The 17,931-nt window shown below is 60.5% G+C and carries 14 protein-coding genes; 1 reads left to right on the top strand and 13 read right to left on the bottom strand.

Features of this window, described 5'->3' with window-relative positions; translation table 11 throughout:
- Positions 1-99 precede the first annotated feature (99 nt).
- Positions 100-2,394, top strand: a complete 2,295-nt coding sequence (locus BUE15_RS08695) for an Ig-like domain-containing protein (protein WP_073283280.1) — start codon at positions 100-102, stop codon at positions 2,392-2,394.
- A 71-nt stretch (positions 2,395-2,465) separates the two neighbouring features.
- Here the strand turns inward: BUE15_RS08695 and BUE15_RS08690 are convergent, their stop codons facing one another.
- From BUE15_RS08690 to BUE15_RS08630, 13 genes are all read right to left on the bottom strand, one after another.
- Complete coding sequence (locus BUE15_RS08690) at positions 2,466-3,671, bottom strand: glycosyltransferase family 4 protein (protein WP_073283278.1); 1,206 nt, start codon at positions 3,669-3,671, stop codon at positions 2,466-2,468.
- Between the two features lie 230 nt (positions 3,672-3,901).
- Positions 3,902-5,161 carry a glycosyltransferase family 4 protein gene (locus BUE15_RS08685; protein WP_073283275.1) on the bottom strand — a complete coding sequence of 420 codons (1,260 nt, stop codon included), beginning with the start codon at positions 5,159-5,161 and terminating at the stop codon, positions 3,902-3,904.
- A gap of 88 nt (positions 5,162-5,249) precedes the next feature.
- The gene (locus tag BUE15_RS08680; RefSeq protein WP_084548926.1) at positions 5,250-6,617 is read right to left on the bottom strand and encodes a glutamate-1-semialdehyde 2,1-aminomutase; all 1,368 of its coding nucleotides are present in this window, start codon (positions 6,615-6,617) and stop codon (positions 5,250-5,252) included.
- A 32-nt stretch (positions 6,618-6,649) separates the two neighbouring features.
- Positions 6,650-7,993, bottom strand: coding sequence for a DUF4910 domain-containing protein (locus BUE15_RS08675; protein ID WP_073283272.1), 1,344 nt, complete (start codon positions 7,991-7,993; stop codon positions 6,650-6,652).
- 73 nt (positions 7,994-8,066) lie between these two features.
- A complete protein-coding gene (locus BUE15_RS08670; RefSeq protein ID WP_084548925.1) occupies positions 8,067-9,404 on the bottom strand; it encodes a class I SAM-dependent methyltransferase in 1,338 nt (445 codons plus the stop codon).
- Positions 9,405-9,446: 42 nt separating this feature from the next.
- On the bottom strand, positions 9,447-10,799 hold the full coding sequence (locus BUE15_RS08665; RefSeq protein WP_073283266.1) for an NAD(P)H-dependent oxidoreductase: 1,353 nt from the start codon (positions 10,797-10,799) through the stop codon (positions 9,447-9,449).
- 74 nt (positions 10,800-10,873) lie between these two features.
- Positions 10,874-11,431: a dTDP-4-dehydrorhamnose 3,5-epimerase gene (gene rfbC, locus BUE15_RS08660; RefSeq protein WP_073283435.1), complete on the bottom strand. Its 558-nt coding sequence runs from the start codon at positions 11,429-11,431 to the stop codon at positions 10,874-10,876.
- A 55-nt stretch (positions 11,432-11,486) separates the two neighbouring features.
- Entirely contained in the window at positions 11,487-12,578 is a 1,092-nt protein-coding gene (locus BUE15_RS08655; protein WP_073283264.1) for an NAD-dependent epimerase/dehydratase family protein, read from the bottom strand.
- Positions 12,579-12,693: 115 nt separating this feature from the next.
- Positions 12,694-13,584, bottom strand: a complete 891-nt coding sequence (gene rfbF, locus BUE15_RS08650) for a glucose-1-phosphate cytidylyltransferase (protein WP_084548924.1) — start codon at positions 13,582-13,584, stop codon at positions 12,694-12,696.
- 148 nt (positions 13,585-13,732) lie between these two features.
- The gene (locus tag BUE15_RS08645; protein ID WP_073283261.1) at positions 13,733-14,515 is read right to left on the bottom strand and encodes a WecB/TagA/CpsF family glycosyltransferase; all 783 of its coding nucleotides are present in this window, start codon (positions 14,513-14,515) and stop codon (positions 13,733-13,735) included.
- 52 nt (positions 14,516-14,567) lie between these two features.
- Positions 14,568-15,965 carry an undecaprenyl-phosphate glucose phosphotransferase gene (locus BUE15_RS08640; RefSeq protein ID WP_073283258.1) on the bottom strand — a complete coding sequence of 466 codons (1,398 nt, stop codon included), beginning with the start codon at positions 15,963-15,965 and terminating at the stop codon, positions 14,568-14,570.
- A gap of 384 nt (positions 15,966-16,349) precedes the next feature.
- Positions 16,350-17,213 (bottom strand): AraC family transcriptional regulator, encoded by an 864-nt coding sequence (locus BUE15_RS08635; protein ID WP_073283255.1) that lies wholly within the window; start codon positions 17,211-17,213, stop codon positions 16,350-16,352.
- 132 nt (positions 17,214-17,345) lie between these two features.
- Positions 17,346-17,651, bottom strand: a complete 306-nt coding sequence (locus tag BUE15_RS08630) for a DUF983 domain-containing protein (RefSeq protein ID WP_084548923.1) — start codon at positions 17,649-17,651, stop codon at positions 17,346-17,348.
- Positions 17,652-17,931 lie beyond the last annotated feature (280 nt).

Raw genomic sequence — 17,931 nt, 5'->3', positions numbered from 1 at the left:
CTTCAATGAATACTCACCTAATATTCATTTGAGTTTTTTCTGCTTAACTTTGCCTTAGTCAAAACCCCTTTACGCTCTTTCACCACTTAAAAAGTGCAAATGCTGAAGAAAAAGAAGTTTGGATTGTCTGCTACTGTGCAGACATACGTGTCGTTGGTTGTGCTGATCTTTTTCACCACATTTTGTGCTCACGCTCAGTCAGACGGTGGTCTGACAGGCCTCTCGCCCAGTGCTCCTATTCGGCTGGATGGCCAGAGCAACCGGGTGATTGAAAACCTGGTGATTACCAACTTTGCCTCGGAGCCAGCTATTAAGCTCACGAACTGCTCCAACATTACTATCCGGCGCGTTTCGATGCGCAACGGTCAGAAACTGGGCATTGACTTGTACAACTGCTCCAACATCACCATCGAAGACTCTTACTTCGAGAACCTGATCGGGGGTATCTACGCCCAGAACGGTACGGGTGGCCTGGTTATTCGCCACAACAGCTTCAGGAACATGAGCATGGCGGATGCCCGTGGCCAGTTTGTGCAGTTCAACAACTGCTCCGGCGCCGGCAACATCATCGAGTATAACCACGGTGTGAACGTGGCCGGCCAGAGCAACCCCGAGGACGGCATCAACATGTTCATGACCAGCGGCACGCCCAGCAGCCCGCTGCTCATCCGCAACAACTACATCAATGGTGGCGGCCCCAGCGCATCGGGCGGCGGCATCCTGGTCGGTGACACGGGCGGTTCGTACTGCACGATTGAGAACAACGTGGTTATCAACCCGGGCCAGTATGGTATTGCCAACACCGGCGGCACCAACAACAAAATCATCAACAACGTGGTGTTTGGTCGTCAGCAGAGCTTCACGAACGTGGGCATCTACCTGTGGGGCGGTCCGCGCATCGTGGAAAACCCGACCGTAACCGGCAACAAGGTGAACTGGGTGAACAGCGCCGGCCAGCAGAACCCCTTCTGGACGCTGAACACCACCAACATGGTGGAGAACAGCAACAGCTGGGGCGACCAGTCGATTACGGCCAGCTATCCGGCTCCGGCTGGTGCCGGCATCCGGGTGAGTGGCGGCGGCACGACCACGCCTACCACCCCCACTACGCCTACCACGCCCACCAACCCGACGGTAACTCCACCGCTGGCCAGCGGTGCTCTGTACCGCGCCATCAACTTTAATGGCAGCGCGGCTACGATTGACGGCAACAGCTGGGAAGGCGACAACGCGCCGAACATTACGCACAACGGCCAGCGCTTCGCTAACCAGAACGTGACGCTGAACCCCGCAACGGATGCAGCCCGCGCCAACATGATCCGCTCCTCCATCTTCAACAGCAACCTGCAGCTGACGGTGAGCAACGTACCGGCCGGCCAGTACAATGTGTACGCTTATGTGTGGGAAGACAACTTTGCGGGCACCGTCAACCTGAACCTGCAGGGGCAGCGTGTATCTACCTTCAACACCGGCGCGGCCGGCAGCTGGCAGCGTATCGGTCCGTTTGCGGCTACGGTAGCATCTAACGGCCAGCTGCAGCTCACGGCTACCGGCGGCGACCTGAACCTCTCGGGCCTGGAAATCCGGGCGGCTGGCACGGCTCCGGCCGCCAACGTGGCACCGCGCGTCCAGCTGGCCGCTTCGGCCGCAACTCTGACGGCTGGTGGCAGCGTAACGCTGACGGCAACGGCTTCGGACGCGGATGGTACGGTGAGCAAAGTAGAGTTCTACCAGGGCTCGACCAAGCTCGGCGAAGACACCAGCGCTCCGTACACCTTCACCTGGAACAACGTAGCAGCCGGCTCCTACTCTCTGACGGCCAAGGCTACCGATAACAGTGCGGCCAGCACGACTTCGGCAGCTGTGAGCCTGACAGTAACGGCTCCTGTAGCCAGCGCATCGTTCTACCGGGCCATTAACCTGGGTGGCGGCAACACGACACTGGACGGCAAGAACTGGGAAGGTGCGGCCAATGCGGCCAACTTCCGCATCATCAACGGCAACCAGTTCTCGAACAACAACGTGACCCTGACGCCAGCCACCGACGCTACCCGCGCCAACATGATCCGCTCTTCGGTGTGGAGCAACAGCCTGAACGTGCAGATGACGGCGGTACCGAACGGCACCTACGACGTGTACATGTACGTGTGGGAAGACAACCACCCGGTTACGTTCAGCCTGTCGCTGAATGGGCAGCGTGTGGTTACGAACCGCAACAGCGGCTCGGCCGGCACCTGGGCTAAGGTAGGTCCGTTCCAGACCACGGTTACCAATGGTACTATCTCTGTTACCTCTTCGGGCAGCGACGCTAACCTTTCGGGCCTGGAAATCCACTCGACTGCGGGCAACCGCACCGCGGCTACCACGCCCGCTCCTACGGGTGCAGGCCAGTAATTCCTGACTTGCTTCCTTTCAACAAGAGCCCGGCCCTATGGCCGGGCTTTTTTGTTGCCTGACCGGCCGTCTTACTCGCCCAGATACTGCTCCACCATCCTGGCCAGCGACTTTTTGGCGGAGAACTTCCTCCGGTAGAAAGCATAGGCTTTTTCCCGCCAATCCTCGATTCGGCCATCCTGCTTGCGGGCGTGCAGGTCGAGTAGGGCTTCATCAAACCGCTCAGTATCCGGGTTGATCCAATAGCCGTAGGTATCGGCGGGGTCAGCGGGCCGGAAATCGTTCATGCCCCATCCCTGGTAAAGAATGACGGGCACTTTGCAGGCAATGGCCTGTAGAATTACGTTGCCCAGCCCTTCCCAGTGCGAGGAGAAGATGAAGCCATCGGAGGCCCAGAACACTTTGGGCAGGTAGTCGATGTAGTCGAGAAACAGCACGTGCCGCTCGATGCCCAGCCGCTTCACGTAGTCGCGCTCCTGGGGCAGGTTGTCGCCGGTGCCGCGGTGCAGAAAAACCAGGTTGGGGATTTGGTCTTTCACGCGGGCCACCGCCTCAAATATTTCGTTGTGACACTTCTTGTCGTTGCAGGTGCCCACTGTCAGCACCACAAAGGCATCCGGCGCAATACCAATTTCCTGGCGGGCCGCGGCTATCTGCCCCGGGGTTGGCGGCCGGAATTCGTTTTCGTCAATCCAGTTGTAGACAATGGTGGTATCGTTGCGGAAATGCTCCCGCTCCACAGTCTGCACCGACTCGCCGATGCTCACGTGCCGCACGCCCAATTTGGTAGCCAGCCAGCGGTGAAACGTGCGCTTGAGCCGCAGATAAGGCGGATACTGGAAGTATACATCGTGGTGGGTGTGCACAATGCGGGCCTTGGGGAAAGCTAGCCGGATTGCCAGGCAATGCCAGATAAACAGGCCCTCCAGGTGCAAATGCACTATATCGGCGGGGTGCTTGCGCAGATACTGATACAGCTCAATGAACGAACCCAGATTCCGGCGGGCCGGCAGGTGCTCCACAGGGTAGCCTGCTCGAGCCAGCGTGGGAGCATAGGGCCCGAACTCAGGCCCCCGCGCCACAATAGACCCATACACCCCCTGCGACTCAAAGTACTCTTTGGCGTCATACACCATCACCTCGGCGCCGGAGTAGCGCAGCTCCCACAGCAGGTGGAGTAGCCGCCGGCGGGCGGGTCGGGGCAGCGTGTCGGTGGGTGGCTGCGAAGTGGCCGGGCGGGCAACTACCGGCGCTGGCGGATAAGCTAAAGTTTCCATGGGGCAAAGCCTTGAAGAAAAGTGGGAATCTGTTGAGATTTTACAAGCCGCTGCAAACCAGAAATCAGAGAGAAGCCGCAGTGAGATTAAACTTACTTCTTCCTGCGGACATTAATGCTATTTTAATCATATTTTTTCTTGTTAAATTTTAATGAAAATACTATTCATTTAATCATGCTCACCTGCTGACGCTTGTCTGTGAACTGCTGCTGATGGGTCTTGCGGTGGTTTCAGTTCAGCACGCGGGCCTCTACCGCCACATTTGGCTGTAGCGGCCGGTGGGCCGTGTCGGCCAGGGCACCGGAGCCGGCCGCTTCTGCTACTGCTTCCTGGTAGATACTGAGCAGGCGGGCATAGTTGCGGGCGGGCGTATACAGCGCCTCATAGCTGGCGCGCCCACCTTCGCCCAGCCGGCGGGCCAGCTCGGCATCAGCTAGCAGGGAATGAGCGGCCTGGGCAAGGCCTTCCGCGTCGCCGGGCTCAAACAACAGGCCATTACTGCCCGGCTTGACCATTTCGCCGGGGCCACCCCGCCGGGCTGCCAGCACCGGCGTGCCCGCAGCAAACGCCTCCAGCACAACCATGGGCATGCCTTCCACGCACTCCGACGGCATCACCAGCGCCCGGCAGTGGCGCATAGCCGCTGCCACGCCGGCGGCATCGGCGGGGCCGGCATACTGCACCGAAGGAGTAGCGGCGGCGCATGCTTCTACTTCGGCGAGCAGGGGGCCGTCGCCTACCACTACCAGAGGTAGCGCATGCGCGGCGGCGGCGGCCAGCAGGGTGTGCAGCCCCTTTTCCGGGGAGAGCCGGCCCACAAACAGCAAATGATTCGCCCGCCGGGCAGCAGAAGCCACCGGCGCTGGCTCAACCAGGAAATTAGACTTATACACTACCTGCTCCGGCCGTAGCCGCAGCGACGAATCGAGGTAGCGCTGCCGGGCAAACTGCGTGAGCGTGATATAGCGGCGCACGCCCCAGCGCCAGGTGCCCAGCAGCTTGTGCAGCCCCGTAATGGCGGCCACCGCTGCCGTCTGCACTGCCGAGTTGCGGTAGAGTTTACGCCGAACGGCATCCCACGGAAACAGCCGGTGCACGCTGGCCTCATACAGCTTGCCATCGGTGTAAAGCAACGCGCCGGGACAGATGAGCCGGTAGTTGTGCAAGGTCATCACGACGGGTACGCCGGCCGCGTGGGCAGCCCACAAAAGGGCTGGGGAACCTACCGGAAACAGATTGTGGATATGAATGACATCGGGCCGAAACGCCGCAACAGCCGTTCGCAGGCGGCGGGCGCTACCCGGGTTGTAGAAGCCCAGCAGCCCCGCCCGCAGCTTGCCCAGCGCGCCGGTTTCTATATCGGTATTATGAAATTCCAGTGTCTCGACTGCATGGCCATTTGCCCGCAGCAACGCACACTCGGCCCGAAACACGGCATCTTCGCCGCCGGGCTGCTGGTAGAAGTTGTGGATGAGCAGGATGCGTAGCATAGAAGCCGGAGGTATTAGTACGTAGAAGCGGAGGGCCAACAAGTGCACCACCGCAGAAAAAGTGAGCCAGACTGCTCTGACCGCGCCGTTAGTTTCGGGGGCGGTATACCGATTTTACCGGAGCGCCGCGCAGATACTGCTCCACGCCGTCTTCGAGGGCACGCCGGTACACTCCCAGCACATCGTAGAGCCGCTCCAGCACTTCGTTGATGACGGCCGGCGTGTGGGAATAGTTGACGATGAGCGAAGGCATCAGCAGGCCGCGCCGGAGCGTTTCCTGCAGAAACAGCGTCCTGAAGGCCGCCGAATGCTGTCCATCGGCGGCGCGGGTGGTGTAGACGAGGCAGCAGGGCTGGCCGACGGCCTGTACTTGCTCCGCCACTCCCTGCTCCTGCGCCGCCTGGCGCAGGCCTTCCGCCAATTGCCGGCCCGTCTGCCATAGCGCATCTACCACGGGCTGTGTCTGGTATTCGTGCAGCACGGCGCGGGCAGCAGCCAGGGCGTGGGTTTCGGCGCCGTACGTGGTGGAAAGCAGGAACACCCGGTCGTGCGGGTGGTGCAGGCCGCCGCGTTCCATCAGTTCGCGCCGGCCGGAAAGGGCCGCCAGGCTGAAGCCGTTGGCCAGGGCTTTGCCCCAGGTGCTCAGGTCTGGGCGAACCCCGTAGCAGGCCTGCGCCCCTTGGTTGTGCCAGCGAAACCCGGTGATGATTTCGTCGAAGATGAGAACTGCGCCTTCCCGGTCGCAGAGGCGGCGCAGGCCCTGCAGAAAGCCGGGGGCCGGGGGCACGTCTTTCTCCACTTCCAGCAGCAGGCAGGCTATCTGGCTAGGATAATGGGCAAACAGTGCTTCGGCGCTAGCCAGATTGTTGTAGAAAAAGCTGACGGTCAGGCTGCTGATGGCTGCCGGAATGCCCGCGCGTAGCGGCGTAGTCCCGATAAACCAATCATCGACGGAGAAAAACGGGTGGTCGTGGCAGATGGCTACCAGGCTGCGGCCAGTGTAGGCGCGGGCCAGCTTCACGGCGGCGCTGGTGGCATCGGAGCCGTTTTTAGCGAATTTCACCATGTCGCCGGCCCGCGTGAAGTCGAGAAACTCTTCGGCTGTTTCCAGCTCCAGCACCGCCGGCCGCCCAAAATTCACGCCCAGTTCCAGCTGCTGCCGCGCGGCCGCCACCACCGGCGCATACGCATGGCCCAGAGTTACGGAGCGCAGTCCGGCCCCAAACTCTATGAACTCGTTGCCATCTACGTCCCAGACGCGGCAGCCGGCACCCCGCACGATGTAGGGCGCCATCTGTTCGGGAAACTGGTCGTCGCCTTTGGCGTAGGTGTGCGCCCCACCCGGTATGGCGGCATGGAAACGGGCGCCCAGCGCCACCGAGCCCGAAAAATCCGGCTCCGCTGGCAGTACCGATGGAGGCTGAAAGTCGGCGGTGAGTGGCAGTTCGGTTTTCATAGGTCAGGCGCGTGGCGCAAGTGAAACGAAGCCTAAACCGGCTCCAGCAAATCGGTGGCAGCCAGGGACTGGGCGGCGCGGTGCAGCAGTTCGAAAGGCAGGCCCGACTGCTCGGCTACGGCTGGCAAACTATGCTCGCCGTCAGACAGACTCAGCACCCAGAGCAGGGCCATCTGCCACTGCTGGCCCTCAGAGCCGCCCCCCACTCCTTTGTACAGCCCCCGGCGGCCCAGCTGCGGCTCGCCGTAGGGCCTGAGGTTGCGGTAGGTTCGGTTGTGCTCAAAAACCCGGCAAATCTGCTGCACCAGCTCCAGGGCTTGCTGCAGCTGCCCGGGCCGGACAAAGGACGGATTGTCGGCAGAGGTATGGTACTCCGCAAACTCGCCAAAGGGCGTGCGCGACAGGCAGCCTACCGGCAGATTGAACCCCGGCGAACAGTACTGGCGCTCATCATAGCCGTAGGGCAGCCACGGCCGTATGTGGTGCGCAGCGGCCCTATCGCGCAGGGCCAGGGCCACGGCCTGGTCCGTGGCGGCAGTGCCGCGGCGGCTTTGCTTGTAGGTGAAATCTCCCGGCCCGCCCAACAGTGTCAGCACCAGCCCGTGCCGGATGCGGGCCACGGCCTCTGGGTTGCGGGCCAGCCACGTAATGCTGCCGATAGTGCCCGGCCCAAACACGAAGCGGTAGGCGTAGCGGCGCGGCTGCCGGGCCAGGTACCCGGCCAGCGCCACGGCTACCACCAGCCCCGACAGATTGTCGTTGGCCAGCGACGGATGGCAGCAGTGGCACGAGAGCAGCACTTCCCCAGCGGCTTCTTCCCTTGCCACCGTCGCCGGCAGCACCAGTTCTCCATAAGTCAGGGAGCCGTGCTCGTCGAGGGTGCTGTCGATGCACACTTCGTAGTATTCATCGGACAAGGCCAGCCGGGCTTCGTGGCTAAGGCAGAAGCCCCAGCCCGGCTGGTAGTAGCTGGTGCGGTACGGAATCAGGGTGGGCTGCTCGGGCAGCGAAAACAAGTGCTGCTCCAGTTCCTGCCGCGAAAACCAGCCCCGCACCGGGGTGCTGTAGCCCAGCACATGCAGGCTGTGCTGCTGAAAGTCGATGACCCGCTCGCCGGCAGCATTTTTCACCCAGGCATCCCGGATGTTCCACTCGGCGGGCACTGTCCAGTCGAGCACGGGGGTGCCGCTGGGCACTTCATGGACCTGCAGATCAGGCAGATATTCCTGCACCACGGCCAGCGTCTGGCGCACCCCGTCGCCGGTGATGCTGCGGCAGATGGGAAACAGCCGCTCCAGCAGCGCATGCAGCTGAGCGCCTGTTTGCAGGCTAGCAGACAAGGCTGCCGGAGCTTCTGGAGTGGTGAGGTGTGGCATCTGCTGAATCTGAGGCAGTTCAGAGGAAGAATTGGGGTGCTTGCGTGTGCCGGAGTAGCAGCCTAACTCGGGTTCAGGCGTAGATGAGCACTTCCGGAATGGGCACCACAAACCGGCCGCCCCATTTCCGAATGCCGGCCATCTGCTCCATTATTTCCTCCCGCAGGTTCCAGGGCAGAATGAGCACGTAGTCGGGCCGGGTTTCGAAGATCAGGTCGGGGTGGCAGATAGGAATGCGGGTACCGGGCAGGAAATTGCCCTGCTTGTGCGGGCTTACATCTACCGTATAGTCCAGGAAATCAGTGTGAATACCGCAATAATTGAGCAGGGTATTGCCTTTGCCGGGAGCCCCGTACCCCACCACCGTTTTGCCCCGGCGCTTAGCGTCTATCAGAAATTCCAGCAGCTTGCGCTTGGTTTCCTTGGCCTTCTCCTCGAAGTCAGCATAGGAAGCCAGGCTTGTGATACCGTCCTGCACCTCCCGTGCGCGCAGCTCCATTACCCGCTCGCTCACGGGCCAGCCTGCCGCGCCGGTGTGGCGGGCGAAGATGCGGAGCGAGCCGCCATGCGTAGAAAGTTCTTCGACATCAAAGAGCGTGAGGCCGTGATGGGCAAAAATGAGCTCCACGGTGTAGAACGACAGGTAGCTGAAATGCTCGTGGTAGATGGTGTCGAACTGGTTGCCTTCCATCAGGCGCAGCAGATGCGGAAACTCCATGGTTATCACACCCTCAGGCTTGAGCAGCAGCTTCATACCCGCCACAAAGTCGTTGATATCGGGCACGTGAGCCAGCACGTTGTTGCCGAGCAGCAAATCGGCCTGGCCGGTGGTAGCGGCTACATATTGCGCCGTTTCGCACCCAAAGAACCGCCCCAGCGTATCGATGCCCTTGCCCCGGGCCACTTCGGCCACATTTCGGGCGGGCTCTATTCCCAGCACCGGAATGCCTTTTGCCACGAAATACTGCAGCAGGTACCCGTCATTGGACGCTACTTCCACAACCTGGCTGTCGGCATCAAGCTCGAAGCGGGCAGTTGCCATGTCGGTGTAGCGGCTGGCATGGCGGAGCCAGGAGGCCGAATACGAAGAGAAATAGGCGTAGTCGTCCTGGAAAATCTGCTCTGAGGTAACGAACTTATCCAGTTGCACCAGGAAGCACGCCCGGCATACACGCGCATGCAGCGGATAGAAGGCTTCGGCGTGGTTGTATTGGTGGGGCCGCACATGGTGCTGGCACAGCGGCGAGGTCCCCAGGTTCACAAATGTCACGTCGAGGGGGGCACCGCAGAAGCGGCAGGGGCTGGCCGGGGGCTCAACTGGCTTAGGCCGGCTGGCGCGGGGCGCGGGAGTACATTCTACGGCCGTTCCCTCAGAGAGGGCAGCCGTACTGGGAGCGGACAGGGCGTACATGTGGTTGGGTAGAAAACGGGACGAAACTGCAGCGCAGATTCCTCAACGCAGCAAAGTAGGAGGTTCGGCAAGCAAGGGAACGGGGAAAGTGAAGAGCGGAGTTTGGAAGTGCGCTGCCTGCTCGGCGCGCAGCCGGTCGATGAGGCGGCCTTCGGGTAGCATAACGTCGTCGTAGGTTAGCACCTGGTCGCGCTCCACATCGTGGCGGAGCGTGCAGCCTTCGGCCACCCCGATAGGAAGCAGGTTTTCGCGCTGCGTAACGTCGGCATTCTCGGCCAGCCCGTAGGTGTGGTAGTGCCCGATACCATCGAGCACCTGCCCGGCGAAGAGCGGTATTTTGGCGGCCGTCACGACTTCCACGCGCATGGGGCCGGCCGGGGCCAGCGCCGCATCCTGAAACAGCACGGCGCGGGCTACGGTAGTCGGCGTTTCGAAGTGGCAGAGGTGATAGGGCGTGTAGAAGCAGTAGAGTGGCCCGGGCCCCAGCTTATAGAGCTTGAGGTAGTGTTGCTGCACCGCGTCATCGATGGTGCCCAGCACAAACACGCCGGGGCCGGGCTCGGCGCCCACTACGTAATCGACAATGCCAGGGCCGCCACTCAGCAGCAGCTCCTGCGGGTACCACTCGGCAGCTTTGCTGATGGGCGTACCCGGCTCTACAGTGGGCCCCAGCATACCGCGCCGCGCCACGCGCATGTCCAGCGCATTCGCAATTACGGCCTGCTCAAAGCTGATTTTGCTGCCATCGGCGAAGCTGGTTACCATGCTCGGGTTCTGGCCCCATTGCCGCGCAAAGCCTTCCTGCGTGGTGGGGTTGCGGTACGGGTCGTGCAGGCCTTTGATGTTGCCGCACAGCACCGGCGTTACGCCCAGCCCCTTCACGAAACGCGCCAGATTGAGCGTTACGCCCGGCTGGTCGCCATCGGCCACGGAGTAGACCACGCCGGCCTGGTCGGCGTACACTTTCAGAATAGGGCCTACCGTGCCGTCCAGTTCGGCATTGAGCAGAATAATGTGCTTGCCGTGCCGGATGGCTTCCAGCACTACATGGGCACCGTGCTCCACGGCGCCGGTTACTTCAATAATGGCGTCGATTCCGGCGGCGCGGCTCAGCAGCAGCGCATCGTCGGTGATGGCCGGCTGGCCCAGCGCAATGCAGGTTTCCAGCTGCGCTACCGAGGCTACTTCGTGCACTGCCGTCACGCCGGCTTCGGCATAGATGGCCCGGGCGCGCTCGGGCGTGCGGTTGGCAATGGCCACCAGCTCCATGCCGGGCACATAGCAGCAGATCTGGCGGGCTACGCCCCGGGCCATAAACCCCGCGCCAATCATGCCTACCCGAATGGGGTTGCCGTCGCGCTGCCGCTTTTCCAGTGCTTTATCAATGAGAATCATACGTTGCGTTAGTTGGGAAGTGGAACCAGCCACGAGGCAAGGCCGCCCCGCGCACTACAGCAGTCAGCAGCGCCTCAGCTCTCGACCTGCTCGGCTGGCACCCGGAGGCGAAATTCCGGGTGGCTGCGGTCCTTCTCCGATATCAGCACCGGCTTCATGGGCCACTTGATGCCAATGGCCGGATCGTCCCAGCGCAGCCCCCGCTCCGAACCGGGCGCATATTTGGCCGACACCTGGTAGCACACGTCGGAGTCGTCGGTGAGGGTCAGGAAGCCGTGGGCGAAGCGCGCCGGCACGAACAGCATCCGGAACGAGTCGGCCGTCAACTCCACGCCCAGCCACTGCCCATAGGTCGGCGACTCTTCGCGCAGGTCCACAATTACATCGTAGACAGCGCCGCGGGTGCAGCGCACCAGCTTGGTTTCCTCGTGGGGTGCCAGCTGAAAGTGCATGCCGCGCAACGTGCCCTTCTTCGGATTGGAAGAAACGTTGGCCTGCAAAGGGGGCATCAGAATGCCGTGAGCCGCAAACTCATCTTCGCACCAGGAACGGGCGAAAAATCCCCGCTCATCAGACATGCGTTCTACATCAATGATGAAGGCGCCGGGCAGTTCGGTTTCGGTGAAAATCATACGGGAGGTCATTAAGCAGGTAGGCGTACGGTGGAGAGAAGAGAGGCAGAAACGGCTAGACGAGCACGGCGGCGGGCACTGCGGCCGGCACGGTAGCCGGTTGCGCCCAGGTCAGGTCATCGGTCAGCTCGCCGGACTCGCGCAGGCTGGTCAGCACGCGCAGGCGCATCAGCTGCGACGAGCGGAACGAGGCGTCGCGGAAGTTCATAGCCAGCAGGCCGTCGCGCAGCTCGCTGATAGTGTCGCGCAGGGTGCGCAGCGGCTGATGCTCCGGAGCCAGGTCGCGGTACAGGCTGAAATCGACGCGGTAGGAGCGTTTGTCGGGCGGCGCGGCGGCGTTCAGGCTCACCTCAGTTCCCGGAATGATTTCAGCAATGGCGTGGGCTAAGTCGCGCACCTGGTAGTTCCAGGCGTCGCAGCCGGTATTGATGGCCAGGAACGCGCCGCCGTGGCTGGCAGGGCGGTGCAGGGCCCATTCTATGGCACGGGCCATGTCCTGCACATGAATCAGCGGCCGCCAGGGAGTGCCGTCGCTCAGAATGGTGATGTTGCCGGATGCTACGGCGCCCGCCACAAAATCATTCACCACCAGGTCCAGGCGCAGCCGGTCGCTCCAGCCGCAGGCCGTAGCAAAGCGCAGGCAGGTCACGCAGAAGTCGTTGTCGGCGAGTGTGCTGAGGTCCTGCTCGCTCATCACTTTGGAGCGGGCATAGGCCGTAAGCGGGTTCACCTGCGACGTTTCGGTTTTGGCACCTTCGCCGCCGGCGCCGTAGATGCTGCAGGAGCTGGCAAACACAAAGGTCCGCACGCCCGCGGCTTTGGCCCGGCGCGCCAGCCAGATGCCGGCCCGGTGGTTTACTTCCATCGTTACGTCCTCGTAGGTCTGGCCCATGGGGTCGTTGCTGATGGCCGAGAGGTGCACAATGGCATCCACGCCCTGCAGCATGTCGGTGGGCAGGTGGCGTACATCCCCGAAAATCTGCCGGTCCAGCCGCGACTCCGGCAGCCGTGCGGCGCCGGTCAGGCAGTGCGCGAAAAAACCCATGTCGTAGCCAATCAGCTCGGCCTGAGGAAACTGCTGGCGCAGGTGCCGCACAACGCCGGGCCCGACGTAGCCCATGTTGCCAGTAATGAGGATGCGGTTCATAAGACTTCGGGAAGTAGATTGTGGGTAGCGCCTGCTACCGGAAAGAACATGGACTGCCCCAGCAGCCTCCGTTGCGGGGCTGAGCCGGACTTCTTACAGCAGGAAAAGAGTGGATTTAGCCGGCCGGCATAATGGTGGGCGCGGCCACCCGCTGGCCGGCGGGTGCCAGCACGGGCGTGGCCAGAATTTCGGCCAGCACGGGGTCGGGCGCGGTACTCTCGGGGGCAGTGCCCCATACTTTCCACTGCGCCTGGCCTTTCTGCCAGAGCTCTTCCAGCATGTTTCGGTCGCGCAGGGTATCCATGGGCTGCCAGAAGCCGGTATGCCGGAAGGCGGCCAGCTGCCCTTCTGTAGCGAGGCGCTCCAGCGGCGCTTTTTCCCACATGGTGTCGTCGCTGTCGATGTAGTCCAGCACCGCCGGCTCCAGCACGAAGAAGCCGCCGTTAATCCAGGGCGTTTCGGTGCCTTCGGGCTTCTCGGTGAAGCTTTCAACCTGCCCGGAATGGTCGTGCAGGTTGAACACCCCGAACCGGCCGGGCTGGCGCACGGCCGTGAGGGTGGCCAATGTGCCCTGCTGCCGGTGGTAGCGGATGGCCTCCCGGATATTTACGTCCCCTACTCCATCGCCATAGGTCAGGCAGAACGTGCTGTCGTCGAGGTACTCGCGCACGCGGCGCAGGCGGCCGCCGGTCATTGTTTCCTGGCCGGTATCTACCAGCGTCACGTTCCAGGGCTCGGTGTTGTTGCGGTGCACCTGCATCTCGTTGCGGTCCATCCGAAACGTGACGTCGGCGTTGTGCAGGAAGTAATCGGAAAAGTACTGTTTGATCATGTGCCCCTTATATCCGCAGCAAATCACAAAGTCGCGGATGCCGTGGTGGGCATAGATTTTCATGATGTGCCACAGAATAGGCTTGCCGCCTATTTCTACCATGGGCTTGGGCCGCACGCCGCTTTCTTCGCTTATGCGGGTGCCATAGCCCCCCGCCAGAATTACCGCTTTCATACGTACAAAAAAATTGAGGGGAACAAGACCGAAGAAAACTCTACTTCCTGATCAGAGGCTGTGCTATTGGCGGCCCTTTTACTTTGGGCTAACGAAAGATAGCAATTACTATAATAATATCAATAAAAATTATTATTTATTTTAAAAACTATACTACTATTCGCTGGTGATGGGGTCGGCCCGCGTATTGGGCTATAGCGCGGCGCAGCACGAAATACACGAAGCGAGTATTGGTGGTGAGGTAGCGGCGCCAGAGCCGCTGGGGTTCCAGCCAAAGCCGGTAGGCCCACTCCAGCCATAAGCGCCGCGCCCACACCGGCAGGCGGCGCTCCAGCCCGGCATATACGTGAAAGGCCTGGCCCACTCCCAGCATACAGGCCCGGATGCGCCCCCGATGGCTGGCCATCCAGTTTTCCTGGCGCGGACACCCCAGGGCTACAAACAGCAGATCAGGGTCGGCGGCGTTGATAGCTGCTACTGCGGCCTCGTCTTCTTCGGGCGAGAGAGGCCGAAACGGCGGGGCGTAGGTGCCGGCTACGCGCAGGCCGGGCAGCTCGTGCCGGGCCCGGGCCACAATAGCCTCCAGCACCTGCTCGGTAGTGCCGTAGAAATACACCGACTGCTGCCGCCGGGCGGCTTCGGCGAGCAGGGCGGGCAGCAGGTCCATACCGGCTACCCGCTCCTGCCGCTGCCCCCGGTTGAACCAGCCAACCGCCGCCGCCACCGGACTGCCATCCGGGGCTGCAATGGCGGCATGGTTCAGCACCTGCTGGAAGCCGGGATTTGAGTGAGCTTCCACCAGCATGTGCACGTTGGTAAAGCAGACGTACGCCGAACAGCGCGCTTCTCCCAGCCGCAGAATGGCATCCACAAACTCCGGGGCCGTGCCGGTAGAGATGCGCGAGTCCAGCACGTAGCGTTTAGGAAGCATTCTGATGCACTCTATAAAGGAGAAGTAGCGTAACTACCGGACCAGGCGACGTTTAGTAGGCGTTTTTCTCGCCGCGCACCATGTTCCAGACGGTTTGCCCGATAATTTTCAGATCCAGCCCAAACGACCAGTTTTCCACGTATTTCAGGTCGTATTCCACGCGCTTTTCCATGGTGCCGGCCTCCCGGGTTTCGCCGCGGTAGCCGTTCACCTGCGCGTAGCCCGTGATGCCGGGCGTGACGGCGTGGCGCAACTGATAGGTGCGGATGTGCTTGCTGTATTCTTCCAGCTGCGAAATCATGTTGGGGCGCGGCCCTACCACCGACATATGGCCGAGCAGCACATTGAAAAACTGCGGCAGCTCGTCGAGGTTGTACTTGCGCAGATACTGGCCCACCCGGGTCACGCGCACGTCGTTTTTGGTGGCCTGCAGCTCGGTGCGGCCGTGGTCGGTGCGCATGGTGCGCAGCTTGTAGCACGGAAACAACTGGTTGCGCTTGCCAGGGCGCATCTGCTTGAAAAACACCGGCCCTGGCGAATCCAGCTTGATGATAAGGGCCAGCAGCGGCATAATCACTGGGAAAGCCAGCGTAATCACCAGCCCGGCAAACGCAATATCGAAGAGGCGCTTGAGCACCTGATTGGTACGGATACCCAAAGGCTCGTGCCGGATGGTCAGGATGGGCAGGTGGTCATAGAAATACACGTTCACGTCTTTGCGCATAGTGCCCTTGAAGTCCGGCACAATGCGAAATGCCAGAAAATGCTCGTCGGCGAATTGAGATATTTCTTCGATAAGCTGCCGGCGGTCCAGCGGCAGCGTGAAATAGATGTCGTTTACTTCCTCGCGCAGGCAATAGTCCTGCAGCTCAGCTATTCTTCCGCGCAGCATCGGCTTCAGGCCGGGGGAAGCCGGCTCGTCGGAGAAGAAGCCCATAAACCTGTTGCCAACCGGGTCGTGGGAAGCCAGAAAATGGTAAAGTTCCTGGCTGCTTTCACTGGTACCCACAATCACGAAGCGGCTGCTGGCCTTCGCAACATGCTGGTAGTAAGCACGGTTGAGAAACGTAATCAGGAAGCGCCCCGACACTACTCCAATCATTGAGAGGCTGTACACCGAAAACAGATACTGCGCCGGTGGCCACTTCATTTGGCCAGCTACTACGGCCAGCAATACAATGGCAGCGTGCAGCAGAAAAGTCCGGATCAGATACAGCAGCTTCTCCGGATACGTGATGAGCCGGTCGACGCGGTAGATATTGGCGTACTGCCCGGACAAAATCCACCAGAGCAGCACGAAAATGACGAAGAAGTACGGGTAGTAATTGGCGAAAGACCAATTGTCGAGGCAGATACGGCCAGCCAGACGAAAGGCGCCATAAATGAGCAGTACGTCAGCCAGTAGCAGGGCAACGCGTGAGGAATCCGTGTAGTGTCTGTAGCGTTCCATGTGGGTGCGGCATAAGTAGAGGTTACTACCAGGCAAGAAGCGGGAACGGTAGAGAGAAGAGGAGCGGTTACAGGACAAATAAACAATTTTTTATTCTTTAAACAATAATAAATATAACAAATTTACATTTTGAGATAAAATATTCTACAAATGATTCAGCAATACCGTGTGGTGTAAACAGTCAATCACCACGATACAACTAGCTGATATACTGAACTATTCCCGAAAACAATATAACCACTTAGAGCCGCGGCCTTCCTATACAAGCAGCCGGCACATTCTTCCTCTCAGTTTCGGAATCATACGCGCTTAGAATAGTGCTATACTACAGTAAAGGGCTCAGACCGATAGACACGCCCCCTTACATGGGCCGGTCTTGCTCAGCTAAGGCAGTTGCTGGCGGAAGGCTTCCGGCGCCGAGCCTGTGTACTTGCGGAAGTAGCGCGCGAAATACGATGCATCGTCGAAGCCCAGTGCGTCTGCAACCTGCGTTACCGTCTGTGCCGAGTGGCTCAGCAGCCGTTTGGCCTCTATCACTACTCTCTCGTGGATGAGCTGGCTGGCTGTTTTGTTGAGAATGCGCCGGCAAATAGCATTCAGATGATTGGGCGTGAGGTGCAGCCGCCCGGCGTAGTAGCGCACCGTTTTCTCGGCGCGAAAGTACTGGTTGAGCAGCAGGCCAAACTCGCGCACCTGCAGCAGCCCGTACGTAGTCTGGGCCTGCAAAGCGCCGGCATACGAGCGGGAGGCCAGCTCCAGTATCAGAAACAGGTAGGCCCTTACTACCACCGCGTGGTTGGGGGCCTGCGCCTCTTCTTCGGTATAGATGCGCCGAAAAAGCGTCAGAATATCGGCTTCATCGGGCGGCAGATATAGCACTGGCTGGTGGGCCGGATTGAAAAACGGGTACTCGGTTAGCCGGGTTGCGGCGTATTGCTGCAAGTAGAACCCGGCGGAGAAGAACAGAATATAGCCTTGCGCATCGGCGGGCAGCTGCCAGGAATGCACCTGACCGGGCACCACAAAGAACAGGCTTCCCGGCTGCAAGTCATACGTTATCAGGTCGATGGTATGGCTGCCTTGGCCGTGCGTAACATAAAGCAACAGGTAGAAGTCGTGGGCATGCGGCTCGTGCACTATCGGGAACCGGCCCACGTGCACCTCCAGCCGCTCTATGTAGTATTGCCGGGCGCTGTGCTTGTGCGGAAAAGTGTCCAGCGCCAGAACCGGCAAAGCAGGCGTTTTCATACGGAGGCATTTCCAGTGGCGTGCAGCTACCACTTGGTTTCCTGCGCAAGCTACAGAAAGGCCGCCACGCCGCTACCTGGAAGGGTAATCGGGGCATGGCGGCCTTTCTGTAGCTGACTTGCTTGTGCTGGGCTAGCGGGGCGGGGCGGAGTCGTTGCGGGCAGTGCTGCCGTAGCGCGGATTGTAGCGGATGCCACCGAACAGATACAGCATAAGAGCACGCGAGTAGCGCAGCACCAAAGGCATTGTAGTTACAACAATAAGAGCAACGGTGAGCACATATACCCACACATCGGGGTCGTTGAGCAGATAATAGCAGATGACACCGCCGAGCGCAAAAATGGCCACTGAAAACGCGTAGCTCACGAACATGGCCCCCCAGTAGAATCCGGGCTCGGGTTCGTAGGCGACATTACAGACGGGGCAGTGAGCCGGCATTTCCGCAAATCTGGTAGAGTAAGCCCGCGCTGAGAATAGGTTGCCCTGGTGGCAGCGGGGACACCGCAGATCCAGAAGAGCCAAAGCAGACGATTCTATTGGTTTCATACGTGCAAGCATTTATTCCTACAAAGAAACATACGTTATTGTAAAGGTAGCAGACACTAAACGCGGCATATATCGCACAAATCAACGATTCTACCTTATGAATTACTCAGTACAAGTAAGCCAACAGCTCTGCTGGATCCGATAGGGTTCTTCTATCCAGACTTTACTTTTA

The organism is Hymenobacter psychrotolerans DSM 18569 (assembly GCF_900142395.1).
Lineage (GTDB): Bacteria > Bacteroidota > Bacteroidia > Cytophagales > Hymenobacteraceae > Hymenobacter > Hymenobacter psychrotolerans.
This window is presented reverse-complemented; position numbering and strand designations above follow the sequence as displayed.